The organism is Streptomyces sp. NPDC041968 (assembly GCF_055589025.1).
The window spans coordinates 260,035-279,687 of record NZ_JBVJCB010000009.1; the positions used below are offsets into that span (position 1 = coordinate 260,035).

At 74.8% G+C, this 19,653-nt stretch carries 15 protein-coding genes; 11 read left to right on the forward strand and 4 right to left on the reverse strand.

What is annotated here, in order from left to right; translation table 11 throughout:
• Positions 1 to 22 precede the first annotated feature (22 nt).
• The 6 genes from ACZ6EG_RS23020 to ACZ6EG_RS23045 all read left to right on the forward strand — a co-directional run bounded on the left by ACZ6EG_RS23020 (position 23) and on the right by ACZ6EG_RS23045 (position 7,613).
• On the forward strand, positions 23 to 1,009 hold the full coding sequence (locus ACZ6EG_RS23020; RefSeq protein WP_391970578.1) for a carbohydrate ABC transporter permease: 987 nt from the start codon (positions 23 to 25) through the stop codon (positions 1,007 to 1,009).
• A complete protein-coding gene (locus ACZ6EG_RS23025) occupies positions 1,006 to 1,869 on the forward strand; it encodes a carbohydrate ABC transporter permease (protein ID WP_391970579.1) in 864 nt (287 codons plus the stop codon). The genes ACZ6EG_RS23020 and ACZ6EG_RS23025 overlap by 4 nt, the downstream gene beginning before the upstream one ends.
• Positions 1,870 to 1,925: 56 nt before the next feature.
• On the forward strand, positions 1,926 to 2,906 hold the full coding sequence (locus tag ACZ6EG_RS23030; RefSeq protein ID WP_469607126.1) for a hydroxyacid dehydrogenase: 981 nt from the start codon (positions 1,926 to 1,928) through the stop codon (positions 2,904 to 2,906).
• Positions 2,903 to 4,801, forward strand: coding sequence for a DUF2264 domain-containing protein (locus ACZ6EG_RS23035; protein ID WP_469607128.1), 1,899 nt, complete (start codon positions 2,903 to 2,905; stop codon positions 4,799 to 4,801). The genes ACZ6EG_RS23030 and ACZ6EG_RS23035 overlap by 4 nt, the downstream gene beginning before the upstream one ends.
• Before the next feature lie 137 nt (positions 4,802 to 4,938).
• The gene (locus tag ACZ6EG_RS23040) at positions 4,939 to 5,196 is read left to right on the forward strand and encodes a hypothetical protein (RefSeq protein WP_391970581.1); all 258 of its coding nucleotides are present in this window, start codon (positions 4,939 to 4,941) and stop codon (positions 5,194 to 5,196) included.
• 137 nt (positions 5,197 to 5,333) lie between these two features.
• Positions 5,334 to 7,613, forward strand: coding sequence for a catalase (locus tag ACZ6EG_RS23045; protein WP_391970582.1), 2,280 nt, complete (start codon positions 5,334 to 5,336; stop codon positions 7,611 to 7,613).
• Between the two features lie 55 nt (positions 7,614 to 7,668).
• Here the strand turns inward: ACZ6EG_RS23045 and ACZ6EG_RS23050 are convergent, their stop codons facing one another.
• Both ACZ6EG_RS23050 and ACZ6EG_RS23055 read right to left on the reverse strand, forming a co-directional pair.
• A complete protein-coding gene (locus ACZ6EG_RS23050; RefSeq protein ID WP_469607133.1) occupies positions 7,669 to 8,553 on the reverse strand; it encodes a diacylglycerol kinase family protein in 885 nt (294 codons plus the stop codon).
• 163 nt (positions 8,554 to 8,716) lie between these two features.
• Positions 8,717 to 10,312, reverse strand: coding sequence for an FAD-binding oxidoreductase (locus ACZ6EG_RS23055; RefSeq protein ID WP_469607136.1), 1,596 nt, complete (start codon positions 10,310 to 10,312; stop codon positions 8,717 to 8,719).
• A 70-nt stretch (positions 10,313 to 10,382) separates the two neighbouring features.
• Here ACZ6EG_RS23055 and ACZ6EG_RS23060 point away from each other — a divergent pair, with 70 nt between their 5' ends.
• Together ACZ6EG_RS23060 and ACZ6EG_RS23065 are read left to right on the forward strand one after the other, a co-directional pair.
• A complete protein-coding gene (locus tag ACZ6EG_RS23060; protein WP_391970585.1) occupies positions 10,383 to 11,000 on the forward strand; it encodes a TetR/AcrR family transcriptional regulator in 618 nt (205 codons plus the stop codon).
• Positions 10,997 to 12,580, forward strand: coding sequence for a glycerol-3-phosphate dehydrogenase/oxidase (locus tag ACZ6EG_RS23065; protein WP_391970586.1), 1,584 nt, complete (start codon positions 10,997 to 10,999; stop codon positions 12,578 to 12,580). The genes ACZ6EG_RS23060 and ACZ6EG_RS23065 overlap by 4 nt, the downstream gene beginning before the upstream one ends.
• Positions 12,581 to 12,657: 77 nt before the next feature.
• On the opposite strand, the gene ACZ6EG_RS23070 is transcribed toward ACZ6EG_RS23065, so the two are convergent.
• Positions 12,658 to 12,924, reverse strand: a complete 267-nt coding sequence (locus tag ACZ6EG_RS23070; protein ID WP_063483927.1) for a hypothetical protein — start codon at positions 12,922 to 12,924, stop codon at positions 12,658 to 12,660.
• A 161-nt stretch (positions 12,925 to 13,085) separates the two neighbouring features.
• Between ACZ6EG_RS23070 and ACZ6EG_RS23075 the strand changes: the two genes are divergently transcribed.
• Complete coding sequence (locus ACZ6EG_RS23075; RefSeq protein WP_356604848.1) at positions 13,086 to 13,451, forward strand: STAS domain-containing protein; 366 nt, start codon at positions 13,086 to 13,088, stop codon at positions 13,449 to 13,451.
• A gap of 12 nt (positions 13,452 to 13,463) precedes the next feature.
• Here ACZ6EG_RS23075 and ACZ6EG_RS23080 read toward each other — a convergent pair whose 3' ends face one another.
• Positions 13,464 to 13,850, reverse strand: coding sequence for an ATP-binding protein (locus ACZ6EG_RS23080; RefSeq protein ID WP_356604850.1), 387 nt, complete (start codon positions 13,848 to 13,850; stop codon positions 13,464 to 13,466).
• Between the two features lie 361 nt (positions 13,851 to 14,211).
• On the opposite strand from ACZ6EG_RS23080, the gene ACZ6EG_RS23085 reads away from it, so the two are divergent.
• Together ACZ6EG_RS23085 and ACZ6EG_RS23090 are read left to right on the forward strand one after the other, a co-directional pair.
• Positions 14,212 to 16,761 (forward strand): SpoIIE family protein phosphatase, encoded by a 2,550-nt coding sequence (locus ACZ6EG_RS23085; protein ID WP_469607143.1) that lies wholly within the window; start codon positions 14,212 to 14,214, stop codon positions 16,759 to 16,761.
• 82 nt (positions 16,762 to 16,843) lie between these two features.
• On the forward strand, positions 16,844 to 19,594 hold the full coding sequence (locus ACZ6EG_RS23090; RefSeq protein ID WP_469607146.1) for a SpoIIE family protein phosphatase: 2,751 nt from the start codon (positions 16,844 to 16,846) through the stop codon (positions 19,592 to 19,594).
• Positions 19,595 to 19,653: the final 59 nt, after the last annotated feature.

Consider the following 19,653-nt stretch of genomic DNA (forward strand, 5'->3'; position numbering starts at 1 on the left):
GACGAAAGGCAGGTGACACCCCATGACCACGACCACCCACCCACGGGTGCCGGCCGGCGCGTCCCGCGCCACCGTACCGGCGCCCTCCGCCTCCGGCCTGCGCGCCCGAAGAGCGGCGAAGCGCCGGCAACTGACCGCCTGCGGCGTCCTCATGACGCCGTTCTTCGTCCTCCTGGCCACCGTCTTCCTGATCCCCGTCGGCACGGCCGTGTACCTCAGCTTCTTCAGTGACGACCAGCCCGGCCTCGGCTTCGGACCGGAGCGCACGATCTTCGTCGGCCTGCGCTCCTACACGGCCGTCCTCACCGACCCCACCTTCCTGGGCGGGCTCGGCACGGTCGCGCTGTACTGCCTGATCTACATCCCGCTGATGGTCGCCCTCGCCCTCGTCCTCGCCCTGCTGCTGGACTCCGGCGTGGTCCGGCTGCGCGCCCTCGCCCAGCTCGGCCTGTTCCTGCCGCACGCGGTGCCCGGCATCATCGCGGCGCTGATCTGGCTGTACCTGTACACGCCCGGCATCAGCCCGGTCATCGAACTCTTCGCCCGGGGCGACATCACGATCGACTTCCTGGGCGTGCACACGGTGATCCCGTCCATCGTGAACATCGCCCTGTGGAGCAACCTCGGCTACAACATGGTGGTCTTCTACGCGGCGCTCCAGGCCGTGCCGCGCGAGGTGATCGAGGCGTCCGTCGTGGACGGCGCGGGACCCGTGCGCACGGCGCTCCAGGTGAAGACCCCGCTGGTGCGGGCCTCCATCGTCATGGTGTCGATCTTCACCCTGATCTGGGCGCTCCAGCTCTTCACCGAGCCGATGCTGCTCAGCCAGTCCTCCCCGATGATCAACTCCCGGTTCTCGCCGAGCATGTACATCTACGACGCGGCCTTCACCCGCAACAACTACAGCCTCGCCGCGGCCGCCTCGGTGGTCCTGCTCGTCTGCACCATCGCCCTGTCCTACGGCGTCACCCGCTTCACCGGCCGCGCCGACTCCGAGGAGGCCCGATGAGCGCCACCGACACCTCCCGGCCGCGCCGGGGGATGCTGGGCCGGGCGACGGTCAACGCGGTCGTCGCGATCTCCGTCCTCTACACGCTGCTGCCGGTGCTCTGGCTGGTGCTCGCCTCCACCAAGACCCGGGACGCGCTGTTCGGCAGCGACCTGCTGTCCCTGAGCGACTTCTCCTTCGGACGCAACCTCACCGACCTCTTCGCCATGGACGGCGGGCTCTACGGCCGCTGGTACGTCAACAGCCTCCTGTACGCGGTGGTGGGCGCGGCGGTCGGCGCGCTGGTGAGCGTCGCCTGCGGCTACGCCTTCGACAAGTACCGCTTCCGGCACAAGGAGAAGCTGTTCGGCCTGGTCCTGGCCGCCGTCATGGTGCCGCAGACGGTGCTCGCGCTGCCGCTGTACCTGATGGCGTCCGAGGCCGGCCTGGTCAACACCTTCTGGGCGGTGTTCATCCCGGTGCTGTTCAACCCGTTCGGCGTCTACCTCGGCCGGATCTTCGCACGGGGGTACGTGCCCGACGAGGTGCTGGAGGCGGCGCGGGTGGACGGGGCGGGCGAGCTGACGACATACACCCGGGTGGCGCTCCGGATGCTCGGCCCCGGCCTGGTCACGGTCTTCCTCTTCCAGCTCACCGCGATCTGGAACAACTTCTTCCTGCCCATGGTGATGCTGTCCGACCAGGACCTGTATCCCGTCAGTCTCGGGCTGTACCAGTGGAACAGCGCGGCCTCCGTGTCGCCGGAGTACTACCCCGTGGTGATCATGGGTTCGCTGCTCGCCGTACTGCCGCTCATCCTCGCCTTCGTGCTGCTCCAGCGTTTCTGGCGCAGCGGCCTGACCGCCGGAGCCGTCAAGTGACCCCGCATGCCCCGGACTCCCCCGACCGCGGACCCCGGCCCCGAGCCGCCGTGGCCATGTCACCGGACGCCGCCTCGGCCGTCCTCGACCCGCAGTCGCTCGGCGCGTTCCGCCGGGTCTGCGACCTCGCGCCGCTCCCGGCGCTGGACGACCTGTCCACCCCGCGGGCCCGGGGAGTGCTGGCCGACGTCGACCTGCTGATCACCGGCTGGGGCTGTCCGCCGCTGGACGCGGACGTGCTGCGGGCGGCGCCCCGGCTGCGGGCCGTCGTGCACACGGCGGGCAGTGTCCGCGGGCACGTCACCGACGCGTGCTGGGAGCGGGGGATCGAGGTCTCCTCGGCCGCCGCGGCCAACGCGCTGCCGGTGGCCGAGTACACCCTCGCCATGATCCTGCTCACCGGCAAGCGGGTGTTCGAGCGCGCCCGCGACTACCGGACGACCCGGACGCGCGGCAACTGGCTGCGCACCCCGCGCAGCGTCGGCAACCACCGCCGCACGGTGGGCATCCTGTCGGCCTCGCTGATCGGCCGCCGGGTCGTGGAGCTGCTGCGACCGCACGACATCGAGGTCCTCCTGCACGACCCGTTCGTGAGTGACGGGGAGGCCGCCGCGCTCGGCGTCGAACGCGTCGAGCTGCCCGAGCTGTTCGCCCGCTGCGACACCGTCAGCGTGCACACCCCGCTGCTGCCCACGACGCGCGGTCTGGTCGGCCGCCCCCTGATCGACGCGATGCCGGCCGACGCGGTGCTGATCAACACCTCCCGCGGGGCCGTCGTCGACCAGGAGGCGCTCACCGACGCCCTGCGGGCGGGCCGGATCCGGGCGGTGCTGGACGTCACCGATCCCGAGGCGCTGCCGCCGGACCACCCGCTGTGGGACTGCGACAACGCGCTGATCACCCCGCACCTGGCCGGCTCCGAGGGCAACGAGTGGCGCCGCCTGGCCGACCTCGCGCTCGCCGAGACGACCCGCTGGGCCTCCGGTGCCGGTTTCCTCCATCCCGTACGACGCGAAAGGCTGGCGTTCCTGGCATGAGCATCCCGTTCGAACTGCCCACCGACGACCGTGCGCTGAGCCCGTACACCGGATACACCCGCGCCCACTGGGAGGCCGTGGCGGACGGGCTGCTGTGGGCGGCCTGGCGCTGGAGCACCCCCGGGTGCGCGCTGCTCGACCTGCCGGGCCGGCCCTCGCGGTCGGGAGCGCGCTCCGACGGTCTGGAGGGCTTCGCCCGGACCTTCCTCGCGGCGGCCTTCCGCGTCGCGGGTGCCGACGGCGACGACCCGCACGGCTGGCTGGAGCGCTACGCGCGCGGTCTGGCGTCGGGCACCCGCTCCCCGGGCCGCGACGACACCGAGTCCTGGCCGCTGATCCTCGACCACGACGTGCAGGGCCAGCCCATGGTCGAGTCGGCGTCGGTCGCGCTCGGGCTGCGCCTGACCGCCCCCTGGCTGTGGAAGCACCTCGACGAGGGGGTGCAGGACCGGGTGGAGGAGTGGCTGCGGGGCGCGCTGCGGCACGTGCCGGCGCCCAACAACTGGTACCTGTTCCCGTACACGGTCGCCGGGTTCCTGGAGGCGGTCGGCCGCGGCGACGACGAGACGGCCGCGGCCCGGGAGCGCGCGCTGGAGCTGATGGAGGGCTGGTACCGGGGTGAGGGCTGGTACGCCGACGGCGACGGCCGCGCCTTCGACCACTACAACGGCTGGGCGCTGCACCTCTACCCGGTGCTCGACGCCCATCTCGCGGGCGACACCGGGCCGGCGGCCGCCCGCCACGGGGAGCGGCTGCGCACGCACCTCGACGGTTTCTCGACGATGTTCGGCGGGGACGGGGCGCCGCTGCACTTCGGCCGCTCCCTCGCGTACCGGTTCGCCGCGTCCGCCGCCGTGGGCCTGGGCGCGGTCACCGGGCACACGCCGCTGACGCCGGGCACCTCCCGGCGGCTGGCGAGCGGCAGTCTGCGGTACTTCCTGGAGCGGGACGCGCTGACCGACGACGGGCTGCTCAGCCTCGGCTGGCACGGCCCGCACGAGGCCACCCTCCAGCCGTACTCCGGGCCGGCCTCCCCGTACTGGGCGTCGAAGGCGTTCGTGTCGCTCCTCGCCCCCGCCGGCCATCCCCTGTGGACGGCCACGGAGGAAGCCGCTCCGGTGGAGGAGGCCGACCGGGTGCTGGCCCTGCCCGCGCCCGGGCTGCTGGTGCAGTCGACGCGCGGGGACGGGATCGTCCGGCTGTACAACCACGGCAGCGACCACGTCCGGCCGCACGAGGGCGAGTCGGCCGCCGAGGACGACCCGCACTACGGGCGGCAGGCCTACTCCACCCGGACGGGGCCCACGGCACCGGCGAACACCGCGGACAACCACCTGTCGGTGGAGGTCGGCGGCCGGCGCAGTGTGCGCCGCCGCATCCACCCGCTCGGGGCGGGGCACGGAGACGGCTGGGGCTGGGCCGCGTCGTGGCACCGGCCGGTCTTCGCCGGCGGGCCCCCGATGGTGCCCGGCCTGCGGGTCGAGAGCGTCACGGTGGCACGGGGGCCGTACGAGCTGCGGGTGCACCGGGTGATAGGGGCGCCGCCCGGGGCCCGCCTCACGCAGACCGGATGGGCCACCGGCCCCGACGAGCCCCTGGTGTCGGCACTGCACGGCCTGTACGGCTGGCACCCCGGGTCCGGGACCGTCCGCGCCCCGCAGGGCACCGCCTACGCGCCGTGGGCCGAGCTGCCCCGGCTGTCCGGCGACGCGGGCGGCACCTCCCTGCACGTGTGCGTGGCGGTGCTCAGCGGTGAGCCGGGGCCCGTACCCGCGGCGGAGGCCGTCTCCGAGGTCACCGTCGACGGGGCCGCCGTGGAGGTCCTCTGGGCGGGCGGCGGGGGACGCACCCGGGTCTCCTTCGGACCGGTGCGGGTGACGCACACGGTGGGTTAGCGAGTCCAGGCGTCGCGGCGCGTCCCGGGCCCCGACCGGCATCCCCGGTCGGGGCCTCGCCCGTGCGCGCGCCTGGGGTGGCGCGGCCCGCGGCGTCCGGTGAGGCTGGTACGGCACCGGCGAGAAGGAGCCTTCCCATGCGCGAGTCGTCCTGGTCCGTGATCGCGGCCCTGACCCTGGCGGTCCTGTGCGCCGCACCGGCCGAGGCCGCCGCGGCGCGCGCCCTCGCCGCCGATTCCGGCGCCCTGCGGGCCACGCGGCTTCCGGGTGACGTGACGGCGACCCAGTGCATCCAGGGCGGCGGAGTGATCATCGTCTCGGTCGACGGGACGGGGACGGGCACCTTCACGAAGCGTTGCCAGGGCGGGACCCACGACGGTGAGACCGTCCTCTGAGCCGACCGCTCTTTCGTCCTCGCGCCCATGCCTTGAGTGGCGCTCGCTGGGTACGCGGTCACGGCCCACCACGGCAGTCGGTACTCGAATGTGTGCGGCCGCGCGCTGCGGTCCGCCCGGAACGGAGAAAAAGGCTGATGAGCGAGGCCAACCCCCTCAAGCGGGTAGCCCACAAGGTCACCGAGACCCTGCAGGGCGAGGGTGGCGGGCCGGCGGACGGGGTCCCCGGCAAGCCGGGTCCCCAGTCGCCCCCCGTCGCCGAACCCACCGAGCCCCGGGAGCCGCTGCCCCCGAAGCCGGACCAGAGCGGCCCGGACACCGTGTCGCCGACCGGTCAGCCCACGGGAGCCGACCAGGCCCGGGTGGCGCAGTCCGGGGCCTACCTGACGAACGCTCAGGGCACCCGGCTGTACGACACCGACCACTCGCTGAAGGCAGGACCGCGCGGGCCCGTGCTGCTGCAGGACCACCACCTGCGCGAGAAGATCATGCACTTCGACCACGAGCGCATCCCGGAGCGCGTGGTGCACGCCCGCGGCGCGGGTGCGCACGGCGTCTTCCAGAGCTACGGCACGGCGGCCTCCGTGACCAAGGCCGGGTTCCTCGCCGCGGACGTCGAGACGCCGGTGTTCGTGCGGTTCTCCACGGTGGTCGGCTCCCGCGGGTCGGCGGACACCGTCCGGGACACCCGCGGCTTCGCGACCAAGTTCTACACCAGCGAAGGCGTCTTCGACCTGGTCGGCAACAACATCCCGGTCTTCTTCATCCAGGACGCCATCAAGTTCCCGGACGTCGTGCACGCCGCGAAGCCGCACCCCGACCGGGAGATCCCGCAGGCGCAGAGCGCGCACGACACCTTCTGGGACTTCGTCTCCCTGCACACCGAGGCGACCCACCACACCATCTTCTTCATGGGCGACCGCGGCATCCCGCGCTCCTACCGGATGATGGAGGGCTTCGGCGTCCACACCTTCCGGCTGGTGAACGCCGAGGGCGGCACGACGCTGGTGAAGTTCCACTGGAAGCCCAAGCTGGGCGTGCACTCCCTGGTGTGGGACGAGGCGCAGCTCATCAACGGCGTCGACCCGGACTTCCACCGCCGGGACCTGGCCGACGCCATCGAGGCGGGCGCCCACCCGCAGTGGGAGCTGGGCATCCAGACCTTCCCGGACACCCCGGACCAGACCTTCGAGGGCATCGACCTGCTGGACCCGACGAACCTGGTCCCCGAGGAGCTGGCACCGGTGCAGCCCATCGGACTGCTGACGCTGAACCGCAACCCGTCGAACTACTTCGCCGAGACCGAGCAGGTCGCCTTCCACGTCGGTCACCTGGTGCCCGGTATCGACGTCACCGACGACCCGCTGCTCGCCGGGCGGTTGTTCTCGTACCTGGACACCCAGATCACCCGCCTGGGCGGCCCCAACTTCCCGCAGCTGCCGATCAACCGCCCCCAGGCGCCGGTCAACGACATGCTGCGCGACGGCATGCACCAGACCGCCGTGCACCGCGGTGTCGCGCCGTACCGGCCCAACACCCTGGACGGCGGCTGCCCGTTCACCGCGGGGGCCGACGCGGGCGCCTTCATGGAGGCGCCGGTCCGGATCCCGGAGGCGACGAAGGTGCGGGAGGCTCCGGAGTCCTTCGCCGACCACTTCAGCCAGCCTCGCCGCTTCTGGCTGAGCATGAGCCCGGTGGAGCGCGAGCACATCATCGGCGCCTACACCTTCGAGCTGGGCAAGTGCTACGAGCAGGCCATCCGGGAGCGGACGCTCCAGGTCCTGGCCAACATCGACCCCGAGCTGTGCGCGGGCGTCGCCGAGGGCCTCGGCCTGCCCGCCCCGGAGCCGACCGTGCCGTTGGCCGACGTGGAGCCCAGCCCGGCGCTGTCCCAGGTCGGCGGGGTCTGGCCGACCGAGGGCCGGGTCGTGGGCATCGTGACCGGCGGGGCCGATCTGGAGGGTGTCACGGCGGTGCGGGAGGCCGTGCTGAACGCCGGGATGGTGCCGCTGGTGGTGGCACCGACCGGCGGCACCATCGGCTCGGGCGAGGGCGCGCTGACCGTCCAGCGCAGCTACGTCACCGCCCGGTCCGTCGAGTTCGACGCCGTACTGCTGGCGGGGACGCCCGACATGGGCGGCGACGCCCACACGCCGCGGGACTACAAGGCGGCCCCGACCCCCGCGGTACCCGGAACGATCGATCCGCGGGTGAGCCTGCTGGTGTCGGAGGCGTTCCGGCACGGCAAGGCGATCGGCGTCTGGGCGGGCGGCGAGGCCGCGCTCGACGCCTCGGGCGTGCCCTCGAACGCTCCCGGTGTGGTGGTCGCCGACTCCGGCACCTCGGCCCTGGAGCAGGTCACGCGGTTGATGGGCTCCCACCGGGTGTGGGAACGCTTCACCACCCCGCGGGGCTGATCCGCGCACACGCCCGCCGGGCCGGTCGCCGACGTCGGCGGCCGGCCCGGTCCCGTCAGGGGGCCAGGACCCGCAGCGCGCCGGGCAGCACCCGGGCCGTGACGGGGACCACGGCCTCGACCTCGCCGTCGGCGCCGTAGGGGACGGCCCGGTCGGCCTCGATACGGACTTCCCGGCCCCGCAGGACCCGCACCTGGGGCCTGCGGACGTGGGCGCCCGTCCCCAGCTCGTTCATGAGGGCGAAGAACAGCCGCCGCGGGGCCTCGTGGATCATCACGACCTCCAGCAGGCCGTCGTCCACCCGGGCGGAGGGGGCGATCAGCCGGTTGAAGCCGTAGTAGCCGGAGTTGGCGGCCACCACCGTGTAGCCGGTGAACGCGTGCTCCTCCCCGTCGACGGTGACCCGGTACCGCGTCGCGCGCCAGCCGGCCACGGCCCGCAGCGCGCCCGCGTAGTAGGAGGCCGTGCCGCGCAGCAGACGCGCGTTGTTGGCGTGGTGGTTGGCGAGCGCGTCGACACCGGCGTAGACGCTGCCGAGGACGACGGTGCGGTCGTGGACGGCCGAGGTGACCTCGATGGTGTCGACGGGGCGGGGCTCACCGTGCAGCAGCACCCCGGCGAGTTCGGCCGGCCCGGTGGGCAGGTCCAGGGCGCGGGCGAAGTCGTTGCCGCGGCCGGCCGGGACCAGTCCCAGCAGGCCCCCGGTGCCGCTCAGGGCGCCGCCGATCCCGCCGGCCATGCCGTCGCCGCCGACGGCGAGCACGACCCGGCCCCGCTCCCCGGCCCGCCGGGCGAGCTCCCGTGCGTGCGGGAGGCTGCGGCTGTACTCGGTCTCCAGCTCCGCGCCCGCCTCCCGCAGCAGCCGGGCCACCCCCAGCAGTGCGGCGGCCGAGGTGGCGCCGCCCGCGGTGGGGTTGACGACGGCGGTGAACTGTCGCATCGATGTGCCTCCGGGCTGACGGGTGGTGCCGGACTGTTGTCTCACGGGGCGGGGACGCCCCGGTGGGTGGGGTGCCGGCCGCGTGGGCCGGCGGAGTGCGGGTCGGTGCGGGTCGGTCCGGTTCCCCGCCGTCCACGGCCGGGCGGCGGGGGCGGACCGCGGCTCAGTCGGCGGGCAGCAGGACCCCGGGGCTGAGCACTCCGGTGGGGTCCAGGGTCCGCTTGACGGCCCGCAGCGCCCCGACCCCGAGGGCGCCCGCCTCCCGCACGTACCAGTCGCGGTGGTCGGTGCCCACTCCGTGGTGGTGCGTGATGGTGCCGCCCGCGGCGAGGATCGCCTCGTTGGCCGCGTGCTTGGCCCGCGTCCAGTGCGCCACGACGTCGTCGCCCTGCGCCGAGACGACGGTGAAGTACAGCGAGGCGCCGTTCTCGTACACGTGCGAGATGTGGCACATCACCAGGGGCGGTGTGCCGGCGCCGGCGAGGGTGCCGGTGAGCGCGTCGCGGACGGCCGCGTACAGCTCCGGGACGCGGGACCAGTAGGCCGCCGTCTCCAGGGTCTCGGCGAGCGCCCCCGCGTCGAGCAGGGCGTCGCGCAGGTACGGCGCCGAGTAGCGGCCGTGGGCCCAGCGCTCCCCCGGTTCCGCCCCGGCGAAGGTGCCGCCGGACGCGCGCAGCACCTCGGCGGCGCCCTCGCGGCGGTGCGTCGTGTCCTCCTCCGTGCCCTCGAAGCCGACGACCGCCAGGCATCCGGCGTCCTGCCCGGCGAGGGAGGCGCCGATCGCGTCGGGCTGGGCGAGGCCGATCAGCGTCTCGGTCTCGTCGGAGAGCCGCAGCACCGTGGGACGCGGGCCGTCCTGGGCGAGGCGGCGCAGGGCGGCGGCGCCCTCCTCGAAGGAGGCGAAGCGCCAGCCCTCGTAGCGGCGGACCCGCGGCACGGGCCGCACCCGCACGGTGACCGAGGTGATGACGCCGAAGGCGCCCTCCGAGCCCATCACGAGCTGGCGCAGGTCGGGGCCGGCCGCCGAGCGCGGTGCACGGCCGGTGTCCAGGGTGCCCTCGGGGGTGGCGAGCGTGAGGCCCAGGACCATCTCGTCGAAGCGTCCGTAGCCGGCGGAGGCCTGGCCGCTGGAGCGGGTCGCGGCGAAGCCGCCGATGGTGGCCCACTCGTAGGACTGGGGGAAGTGGCCGAGCGTCCAGCCCCGTTCGGCGAGGAGCGCCTCGGCCTCGGGTGCGCGCAGGCCCGGTTGCAGGGTGGCGGTGCGGGAGGTCTCGTCGAGGTCGAGCAGGCGGTTCATGCGGCGCAGGTCGAGGGCGACGAAGCCGCCGCGCCGGGCGGGGGCGAGGCCGCCGACGACGGAGGTGCCGCCGCCGAAGGGGACGAGTGCCAGACCGTGCGCGGCGCACGCCCCCAGCACGGCGAGCACCTCCTCGTGGGCGGCCGGCAGGACGACGGCGGCCGGGGCGTCGGCGGTGTCGCCGGCCCGCATCCGCAGCAGGTCGGGGGTGGACTTGCCGCGGGTGTGCCGGATGCGGCTCTCCGCGTCCGTAAACACGTGCGCGGGGCCGCCGACGGCGTCCTCCAGCGCCCGGCGGGCGGCCTCGTCCAGCGGCGGGGCGGGGACGTCGATCTCCTCCAGCGGTACGGCGGCCGCCTCGCGGGGCTTGACGCCGAGCAGCTCGCGCAGCAGCCCGGTCACCGTGTCGGGCAGCGCCGTCGCCCTGGCCGGGTCGCCCCAGCCGTTCCACAGCATGTCCATTGCCTGTCGTCCTCACGGTCGGTTCGGGGGATGCCGTCTGCGCGGCCTCACGGGCGTTACACTGTTACACATGACGCCTAACCGTCACAACAATGCGGGCCGACCGAACACCTCGGACAACGACACGGTGCTGGACGCCGTGCGCGACTGCGTGCTCGCCGTCGGGGTCCGCCGCACGACGATGACCGACGTCGCCCGCCGTGCCGGGGTCTCCCGGATGACGCTCTACCGGCGCTGGCCGGACGTGCGGTCGCTGGTCGGCGATCTGATGACCCGGGAGTGGATCGCGGTGGCCACCGGGGCCATCCCGGCGCCCCGGCCCGGTGTCTGCACGCGCTCGCGCGTCGTCGAGGGCCTGGTGACCGGGATCGAGGCGTTCCGCGCCCACCCGCTCTTCACCAAGATCGTCGACGTGGACCCCGAGCTGCTCCTGCCCTACGTCCTCGACCGGCGCGGAGCGAGTCAGGAGGCCCTGCTGGAGCTGTTGGCCGACGCACTCGGCGAGGGCCACGCCGACGGGTCGGTGCGCCCGGCCCACCCCGGACGGCAGGCGCGCTCGGTGCTGCTGATCGTCCAGTCCTTCGCACTGTCGCTGCGGACCATGACCGACGAGGACGACGCCGAGCTGACCTCCGCGGCCCTCCTCGCGGAGCTGCGCACCATCCTGGAGAGGACCCTCACGCCATGAGCCCGACCAGCAGCCCCGCCGCCGGGGCCTCCCTGTCCGCCGCACGCCGCTCGCGCGAGCTGACCGACGCCGTCGGCGGCCCCCTCGTGGACGTCCTGGTCGTCGGGCTCGGCGCGACCGGCGCCGGCGTGGCCCTGGACGCCGCGGCCCGCGGGCTGAGCGTCGTCGCGGTGGACGCCCACGACCTGGCCTTCGGCACCTCCCGCTGGAGCTCCAAGCTCGTCCACGGCGGCCTGCGCTACCTCGCCTCCGCCCAGCTCGACGTCGCGCACGAGAGCGCGGTGGAGCGCGGCGTGCTGATGGAGCGCACGGCTCCGCACCTGGTGCACGCCCAGCCGTTCGTGCTGCCGCTGACGCCCATGGTCTCCCGCGGCCAGGCCGCACTGGCCTGGGCCGGCTTCCGGGCCGGCGACACCCTGCGCCTGGCGGCGCGCACGGCCCGGGCCACGCTGCCCGCGCCGCGCCGGCTCTCCGCGGTGGAGACCCGGCACCTCGCCCCGGCGCTCCGCGCCGACCGGCTGCGCGGCGGGCTGCTCTCCTGGGACGGACGGCTCACCGACGACGCCCGGCTGGTGACCGCCCTCGCCCGGACCGCCGCCGCGCGCGGTGCCCGCGTCCTGACCCGTGTCCGGGCGCTGGAGCTGACCGCGTCCGGTGCCCGGGTGCGCGACGAACTCACCGGCGAGGAGGGTGTCGTCCGTGCCCGCGCGGTGATCAACGCCTCGGGGGTGTGGGCCGGTGACCTCGTGGACGGCATCCGCGTCCGCCCCTCGCGCGGCACCCATCTCGTCCTGCGCTCCGACCGGATCGGCCCACTCCCGGCGGGGCTGCACGTGCCCGTCCCCGGCGAGACCAACCGCTTCGTCCTCGTCCTGCCCCAGGGCGACGGCCGGGTCTACGTCGGGCTGACCGACGAGCCCGTCGACGGGGACGTGCCCGACGTCCCCGAGGTGCCCGAGACCGACGTGGGCTTCCTGCTCGACGTGCTCGGTTCCGTGACGGACGTGCCCGTCCGGCGCGAGGACGTGGTGGGCGCCTTCGCGGGGCTGCGTCCCCTGCTGGACACCACGCCCGCGGGCCGGCCCGGCGCCGGGCCCCGCACGGCGGACGTCTCGCGCCGGCACGCCGTGCTCACCTCGTCGGAGGGCGTGATCACCGTGGTCGGCGGCAAGCTCACCACGTACCGGCGCATGGCCGAGGACGCCGTGGACGCCGCCGTGGCCGCCCGCCGGCTCGGTGCCGGCCCGTCCCCCACCGCCGCCCTGCCGCTGGTCGGCGCCGCCGCGCCGCACGTCCTGGCGGGGCTGCGGGCGCCGGGCCGCCTGGTGCGGCGCTACGGCACCGAGGCACCCGCCGTCCAGGCCCTCGCCGCCGCGGACGCCCGGCTCGGCGCGCGGGTGCTGCCGGACCACCCCGTCACCTGCGCCGAGCTGGTCTGGGCGCTGCGCCACGAGGGCGCGCTGGACGAGGCCGACCTGCTGGACCGGCGCACCCGCATCGGGCTGGTGCCCGAGGACCGCGACGCGGCGCTGGGCGCCGTACGCGCTCTCGTCGGCGGGGCCGCGGCCGGGCGGAGCTGAGACACGACCGCGCGAAGCCCCGGATCCGGCCGGGCGAAGCCGGGATCCGGCCGGACGGGGCTTGAGGGCCGGCCGGGTCAGCCGTCCTGGACGGCCTTGCGGACCTTCGCCTCGATCTTGTGCCGGGACTGACCCTCCTCCTTGACGTACTCCGTCATCGCGGTCTGCGCGTCCCGGTCCAGGTCGCGCCAGGCCCGCACGGCCGTCTCGTAGGTGTGCGACTGCCGTGCGGTCCACTGATGCTGCGTGGGAGGCCCGTACGAGTCCCGCAGTTCCTCGACCCGGTGCTGCGCCAGGTCCGCCGCGCGACGCTTGTGCACGAGCTCCTCGAAAGTGTGAGCCACCACACCTCGACCGTAGTCAGCGGAGCGCTGTCGCGCGCGTCGAGGCCGTCCCGGCCCGTTCTGGCGGCGTTCGGTCCGCACAAGCGGCCCACACGGGCCCTCGCGGGCCTTAACATCGAGCCACCGAAGACGGCCGGGCATATGCGAGAGGTGAGGGAAGCGTGGCGGACATCGAGGGAGCGGCAGTACCGGAGCGGCTGCTGATCACCCGTACCACCACGGGCGACGGTGTCAGCATCGTCATCCTCGCCGGTGAGGTCGATCTCGACGGCAGCGGTCAGCTCCGCGACGTCCTGCTGTCCTGCGTGCAGTCGGCGCCGGGCACGGTGGTCGACTTCGGCGAGGTGGCCTTCCTGGACTCCAGCGGGATCAACGTGCTCATCACCGCCCACCGGGCCGCCGAGGCCCGCGGCGTCTGGTTCCGGATCGCCGCACCGCAGTACGCCGTCGAGCGCGTGCTGCAACTCGTGGGCGTCGACACGCTCATCGGCTGCTTCCCGACCGTCGAGCAGGCCCTGGCCGCCTGAGGCGGGGCGGCGTCAGCGCAGCGGCAGGCGCGCGTACACGGTCTTGCCGGTCGCGTGCGGCTTGGTGATGACCTCGTCGCACAGCCGCGTCACGATCTCCAGACCGTGCCGGCCCACCCGCAACGGATCGCGCGGCAGGAAGGTGGGAAAGCCCTCTCCCGTGTCCGACACCGCGATCTCCACGCTCTCGTCCACCAGGGTCAGCTCCAGCCGACAGGGCCCGGGAGCGTGCCGCAGCGCGTTGGTCACCAGCTCGCTGGCGACCAGGCGGGCGGCGTCCAGGAAGGTGTCGGCCGTTTCGACGCCCTTGTCGGCGAGTCTCGCGACGAAGCCGTGCACGACGTCCCGGGAGGCCGGGATCATCGCGGAACCGCCCCTGAACTCCACGACCGTGGACACGACCGAAACGTCCGCGGCATCGGGTCTGCGCGCAGGAGTCATACCGAGCCTCACCGTCCGGTCCGGGGCCGAGTAGGGGAAGCGCGGGCCCCGGCCCTTCACGATACGCACCGGGACGGTTTCCACGATCCCTTTGCCCCAACTTCCGCCGGACGCGCCGCCTTTCGGACAGGCGCGGACCGAGTGCGCCGCAAGGAGCACCCCACCCGGTCGACGGCGGGCACCCGCGACGAGGCGCACCGGCCCGCCGGACTCGACGCCGTCGCGGCCACCCGTGCGGGCCCGACGGGGTGCGCCACCCCCGCGCCGTGGCGCATTCTGGCTGTGTCGCCCGCGTGACGGCACACACGAGGTGGGGCCCATGACGGCAGGCGCCGAGGACGCAGACCGGATGCCCGCGAGGCTGACGGCGCTGCTCATCGACGCCTCCGCACAGGCGATCAGCGCGACCACGGGCCACGCGGGCGGGGTCTACCTCCCCTCCCGCACGCCCGGCCAGCTGCGCCTGGCCGTCCTCGCCGGCCTCCCGGGGCCGCTGTTCCGGCCCTGGTGGCGGCTGCACGCCGACAGCCCGTTCCCCGTGGCCGACGCCTTCCGGCTGGGCGTGCGGGTGGTGCTGCCCAACGCCACCGAGACGATGCGCCGCTATCCGCAGTTCGCGGCCGGCCTGCCCTTCCCCTTCGGGTCCCTGTACGTGCCCGTCGCCGGCGCGGCGCGGACCTACGGCGTCCTGACCGTCCTGCGCCCCACCGCCTCGGACACCGCCGAGGTGGTGGAGGGTGTGGAGCGGATGGAAGGGCTGGCCCGGGAGCTGGGCACGGCGCTGGAGCGGCTGGACGACGACCGCGACGCGCCGCCGGTCGTCTGGGACGGCGAACCCCTGTGCGTCCGGCCGCCCGCCTCCGTACGCCGTCCGCAGCGGGCCGGGAGCTTCGCCTGGGACGCGGCGACCGGCGCCGTCGTCGTCGACGAGCCGCTGCGCGGCCTGCTCGGTCTGGCGCGGGCCGCCGAGGCACCCGCCACGCTCGACGCCCTCATCCGCACGCTCGCGCCCGACGACGGGCACCGGGTCGCCGCAGCACTGCGTCAGACGGCCGACGGCCTGCCGCCCCCGCTCCCGCTGCACGTGCGGGCCGCGGACGGGGCCCCGCTCCTGGTGGAGCTGTGGCGGCCGCAGGGCGCGCCGGCCGTCGGCGGGACGGTGCGCGGCGCCGTACGCGACCCGTCCTCCGGCACGGTGGCCGACGCCGCGGCCGACCTGCTGCCGGACGGCGTGCTCTGCATGGATCGCCTGGGCACCGTCGTCTACGCCAACCGGCGCGCCGCCGAGCTGCTGGGCCGGCCACGGGCACGGCTGCACGGCCACTCCCTGTGGGAGGCCCTGCCCTGGCTGGACCAGACCGCGTACGAGGACCACCTGCGCGGCGCCCTGCTCTCCCCCGAGCCGGTCCGCTTCCACGTCCGGCGCCCGCCCGACGGCAGCCGCCGGTCCGCGCCGCAGCCCTACGAGGGGGACTGGCTCGCCGTCTCCGTGCATCCCGGCCCGGACCTCCTGACCGTCGCGCTCCGCCCGGCCAACCGGGTCGCCGACGCGTCCGCCGGTCCCCCGCCCCGACCCGGCGCACCGGAGCCGCCGCCCCACGCCGACGCCCCCGCACCGGCCCTCGCCGCCGGTACGGCGCCCGTGTACCGCCCCATCGTCCTGGCCGTGGCGCTGACCGAGGCGGTCACCGCGCGGCAGGTGTCCGCCGTGGTCGTGCGGGAGCTGCTGCCGGCGTTCGGCGGCCGCCGCCTCGCCATCTACCTGCTCCAGGACCGGCACCTCCACCTGGCGTGGGAGAGCGGCTTCCCGCCGGGATTCCTCGCCCCCTTCGAGGGGGTGGCCCTGGACGCCCGACTGCCGGGCGTGGAGACGCTGACCAGCGGACGGCCGCTCTTCTTCGACTCGATGCAGGCCCTGGCCACCGCGTACCCGGGCATCCCGCTGGACGCCACGGAGGGCGCCCGCGCCTTCCTGCCGCTGATCGCCTCCGGGCGGCCGGTCGGCTCCTGCATCCTGGGCTTCGACCGCGCCCGCGGCTTCGGCAGCGAGGAGCGCACGGTGCTCACCGCCCTGGCCGGGGTGATCGCCCAGGCGATGGAACGGGCCCGGCGCTACGAGTCGGAGACCGCGCTGGCCCGGGGGTTGCAACGGGCGCTGCTGCCCCGGCGGCTGCCGGCCCACCCCCTGCTGGAGACCGCCGGACGCTACCTGCCCGGGACCCAGGGCATGGACGTGGGCGGGGACTGGTACGACGTCGTCGCCTCGGGTGACGGCATGGCGCTGGTCATCGGCGACGTGCAGGGGCACGGCGTGCAGGCGGCGGCCACCATGGGGCAACTGCGCAGCGCCGTGCGCGCCTTCGCCCTCGACGACCGCCCGCCCGACGAGGTGCTGAGCGGGGTCAACCATCTGCTGACCGACCTCGACCCGGGCCTCTTCGCGAGCTGCTGCTGCCTCCGGCTGGACCCGGTCACCGGACGGGTCCGCGCGGCCCGCGCGGGGCATCCGCCGCCCCTGCTGCGCCACCCGGACGGACGCACCGAGGCCTTGGACCTGCCCGGCGGTGTGGTGCTCGGCGTCGATCCGGGCGCCCGGTACCCGCTCACGGAGTTCCGGGCCGAGCCCGGCGCCGTGCTCGCCCTCTACACGGACGGGCTGGTGGAGCGGCCCGGCACCGACATCGACGAGGGCATCGCCGCCCTCGGGCGGGCCCTGGCCAGGGCCGGCGCGCCCCAGGCACGACCGGGGAGCCGTTGGCTGGCGGGCGTCGCCGACCGGCTCATCGTCACCGCCCGCCGCACCACGGACCGCCCCGACGACACCGCCCTGCTGCTCGCCACCCGCCGCCGCCCGGGCGACCACCGGTGAGCGCGGCTCCCGCTCCCGCCGCCCGTCCCTGCACAGGGGGCGCCCCTCGCCTCCTCGGGCCCGGCAGTGTAGACATGGGCACATGGTCCGACTGATGGGTCGATCGGGAGAGCGGTCACCCCGTCGTCCCAGCGGCCCACTCGCCCGGCACCGGCGGGACGCGGACCGGCCACGGCGGGGAGAGGACACGGGACGGCGGCGTGCCGCGGCCCTGCGCTCGGCCCTGTCCGGACGCAGCGTCGCCGGCCAGGTCTTCGCCATGAACGTGGCGATCGTGCTGCTGCTCGTGGTCGCCGCCGCCGTCGCGCTGGTGCTGCAGGGACGGCACGACAGCGAGGTGGAGGCCCGCAACCGCTCGGTCTCCGTCGCCGCGACGTTCGCGAACTCTCCCGGCATCCGTGAGGCGCTGCGCTCCCCCGACCCCACCGCGGTCCTCCAGCCGCGGGCGGAGGCCACGCGCGAGGCGACCGGCGTGGACTTCGTCGTCGTCATGAACACCGACGGGATCCGCTACACCCACCCCAGGCCCGACCGGATCGGCAAGCAGTTCGTGGGGGACATCGCCCCCGCGCTGGCCGGGGAGACGGTGACCGAGGAGATCGAGGGGACCATCGGCCCGCTGGTGCAGGCGGTGGTCCCCGTCGAGGCGGACGACGGCACGGTGGTGGGCCTCGTGTCGGCCGGCATCACGACGGAGAACGTGGGCGGCGTCGCCGACCGGCAACTGCCGCTGGTACTGACCGCGGCGGCCGTCGGCCTCGCGCTGGCCACCGGCGGCACGGCGCTCGTCAGCCGGCGCCTGCTGCGGCAGACGCACGGCCTGGGCCCGCACGAGATGACCCGGATGTACGAGCACCACGACGCGGTCCTGCACAGCGTCCGGGAGGGCGTGCTCATCGTCGGCGGGGAGGGCCGGCTGGTGCTCGCCAACGACGAGGCGCAGCGCCTGCTCGACCTGCCGCCCGACGCCGAGGGCCGCCACGTCCGCGAGCTGGGCCTCCCGGACGACACGGCCGAGCTGCTGGCCTCCGGACGGGTCGCCACCGACGAGGTCCACCTGGTCAAGGACCGCTTGCTGGCGGTCAACCAGCGGCCCACGGACGTACGGGGCGGCCCGGCCGGCAGCGTCGCCACCCTCCGCGACTCCACCGAGCTGCGGGCCCTGTCCGGCCGGGCCGAGACCGCCCGGGAACGCCTGGACATCCTGTACGCGGCCGGCGTGGCCATCGGTACCAGCCTCGACGTGAGCCGGACCGCGGAGGAACTGGCGGAGCTGGCCGTGCCCCGGTTCGCGGACTACGTGAGCGTGGACCTGTTCGACACCGTGCTGGCGGGCGGTCAGCCGGAGGGCGTGACCCCGCTGCGCCGCACCGCGCTCAGCGGCGTCCGCGAGGAGGTCCCGCTCTACCCGGTGGGCCGGCAGCTGCGGTTCGTGGAGTCCTCCCCGCAGGGCCGGTCCCTGGACACCGGGCGGCCCGTCCTGGAGCCCCGCCTCGGGGAGGCCCCCGGCTGGCAGGCCCAGGACCTCGAACGCTCCGCGCAGGTCGTGGAGTACGGCGTCCACTCACTGATCAGCGTGCCGCTGCGCGCGGGAGCCCTGATGCTCGGGGTGGTCAGCTTCTGGCGTTCGGAGAAGGCCGAGCCGTTCGACGAGGACGAGCTGGCCCTCGCCGAGGAGCTGGTCGCACGCGCCGCGGTCTCCATCGACAACGCGCGCCGTTACACGCGCGAGCACAGCATGGCGGTGACCCTCCAGCGCAGTCTGCTGCCCCGCAGGCTGCCCGACCAGAACGCTCTGGACGTCGCCTACCGGTACCTGCCGGCGCAGGCGGGGGTCGGCGGGGACTGGTTCGACGTGCTGCCGCTGTCGGGTGCCCGCGTGGCGCTCGTGGTCGGCGACGTCGTCGGTCACGGGCTGCACGCCGCGGCCACCATGGGGCGGCTGCGGACGGCGGTGCACAACTTCGCCTCCCTCGACCTGCCGCCCGACGAACTGCTCGGCCTGCTGGACGAGCTGGTCAACCGCATCGACCAGGACGAGACGGCCGACGACGGCAGCGCCCCGGTCACCGGCGCGACCTGCCTCTACGCGATCTACGACCCGGTCTCCAGCACCTGCGTGATGGCCCGCGCGGGCCATCCACCGCCCGCCCTGGTCCGGCCCGACGGGCGCGTCGAGTTCCCCGAGGTGGCCGTCGGCCCCCCGCTGGGCCTGGGCGGCCTCCCGTTCGAGACGACCGAACTGCGCCTGGCGGAGGGCAGCCGGCTGGTGCTGTACACCGACGGGCTGGTCGAGGACCGGGAGCACGACATCGACGTCGGTCTCGAGCACCTCCGGCGGGCACTGGAGACGGCCGGTGCGTCGCCCGAGGAGACCTGCCGGGCCGTTCTCGACGCGCGGCTGCCCGACCGGCCGGGTGACGACATCGCCCTGCTGGTCGCCCGCACCCGCGCGCTCGGTCCCGACCGGGTCGCCGAGTGGCAGGTCCCGAACGCCCCGGCGGCGGTCGGCGAGGTACGGGCCGAGGTCACGCGCCGGCTGGCCGAGTGGGGGCTGGACGAGCTGGCGTTCACGACGGAGCTGATCCTCAGCGAGCTGGTCACCAACGCGATCCGGTACGGCGGCGAGACCGTGCAGGTCAGGGTCTTGCACGACCGCAGCCTGATCTGCGAGGTGTTCGACAGCAGCAGCACCTCGCCGCACCTGCGCTACGCGGCCATGACGGACGAGGGCGGACGCGGCCTGTTCCTCGTCGCGCAGCTCGCCGAGCGCTGGGGGACGCGCTACACGCCGGCCGGGAAGGTCATCTGGGCGGAGCAGCCGGTGCCCTGACGGCCGCCGGACTCCGTGCGGCCTCCGGACCCGCGCGCCTCGCGGGCAGCCCCCGCACG

What these genes read in the sequence shown, in the direction of transcription:
- ACZ6EG_RS23030 (WP_469607126.1), top strand. Translation starts at nt 1,926, where the DNA reads ATGTCACCGGACGCCGCCTCGGCCGTCCTCGACCCGCAGTCGCTCGGC.
- ACZ6EG_RS23085 (WP_469607143.1), top strand. Translation starts at nt 14,212, where the DNA reads ATGACGGCAGGCGCCGAGGACGCAGACCGGATGCCCGCGAGGCTGACG.
- ACZ6EG_RS23020 (WP_391970578.1), top strand. Translation starts at nt 23, where the DNA reads ATGACCACGACCACCCACCCACGGGTGCCGGCCGGCGCGTCCCGCGCC.
- ACZ6EG_RS23040 (WP_391970581.1), top strand. Translation starts at nt 4,939, where the DNA reads ATGCGCGAGTCGTCCTGGTCCGTGATCGCGGCCCTGACCCTGGCGGTC.
- ACZ6EG_RS23035 (WP_469607128.1), top strand. Translation starts at nt 2,903, where the DNA reads ATGAGCATCCCGTTCGAACTGCCCACCGACGACCGTGCGCTGAGCCCG.
- ACZ6EG_RS23045 (WP_391970582.1), top strand. Translation starts at nt 5,334, where the DNA reads ATGAGCGAGGCCAACCCCCTCAAGCGGGTAGCCCACAAGGTCACCGAG.
- ACZ6EG_RS23025 (WP_391970579.1), top strand. Translation starts at nt 1,006, where the DNA reads ATGAGCGCCACCGACACCTCCCGGCCGCGCCGGGGGATGCTGGGCCGG.
- ACZ6EG_RS23065 (WP_391970586.1), top strand. Translation starts at nt 10,997, where the DNA reads ATGAGCCCGACCAGCAGCCCCGCCGCCGGGGCCTCCCTGTCCGCCGCA.
- ACZ6EG_RS23090 (WP_469607146.1), top strand. Translation starts at nt 16,844, where the DNA reads ATGGTCCGACTGATGGGTCGATCGGGAGAGCGGTCACCCCGTCGTCCC.
- ACZ6EG_RS23060 (WP_391970585.1), top strand. Translation starts at nt 10,383, where the DNA reads ATGACGCCTAACCGTCACAACAATGCGGGCCGACCGAACACCTCGGAC.
- ACZ6EG_RS23050 (WP_469607133.1), bottom strand. Translation starts at nt 8,553, where the DNA reads ATGCGACAGTTCACCGCCGTCGTCAACCCCACCGCGGGCGGCGCCACC.
- ACZ6EG_RS23055 (WP_469607136.1), bottom strand. Translation starts at nt 10,312, where the DNA reads ATGGACATGCTGTGGAACGGCTGGGGCGACCCGGCCAGGGCGACGGCG.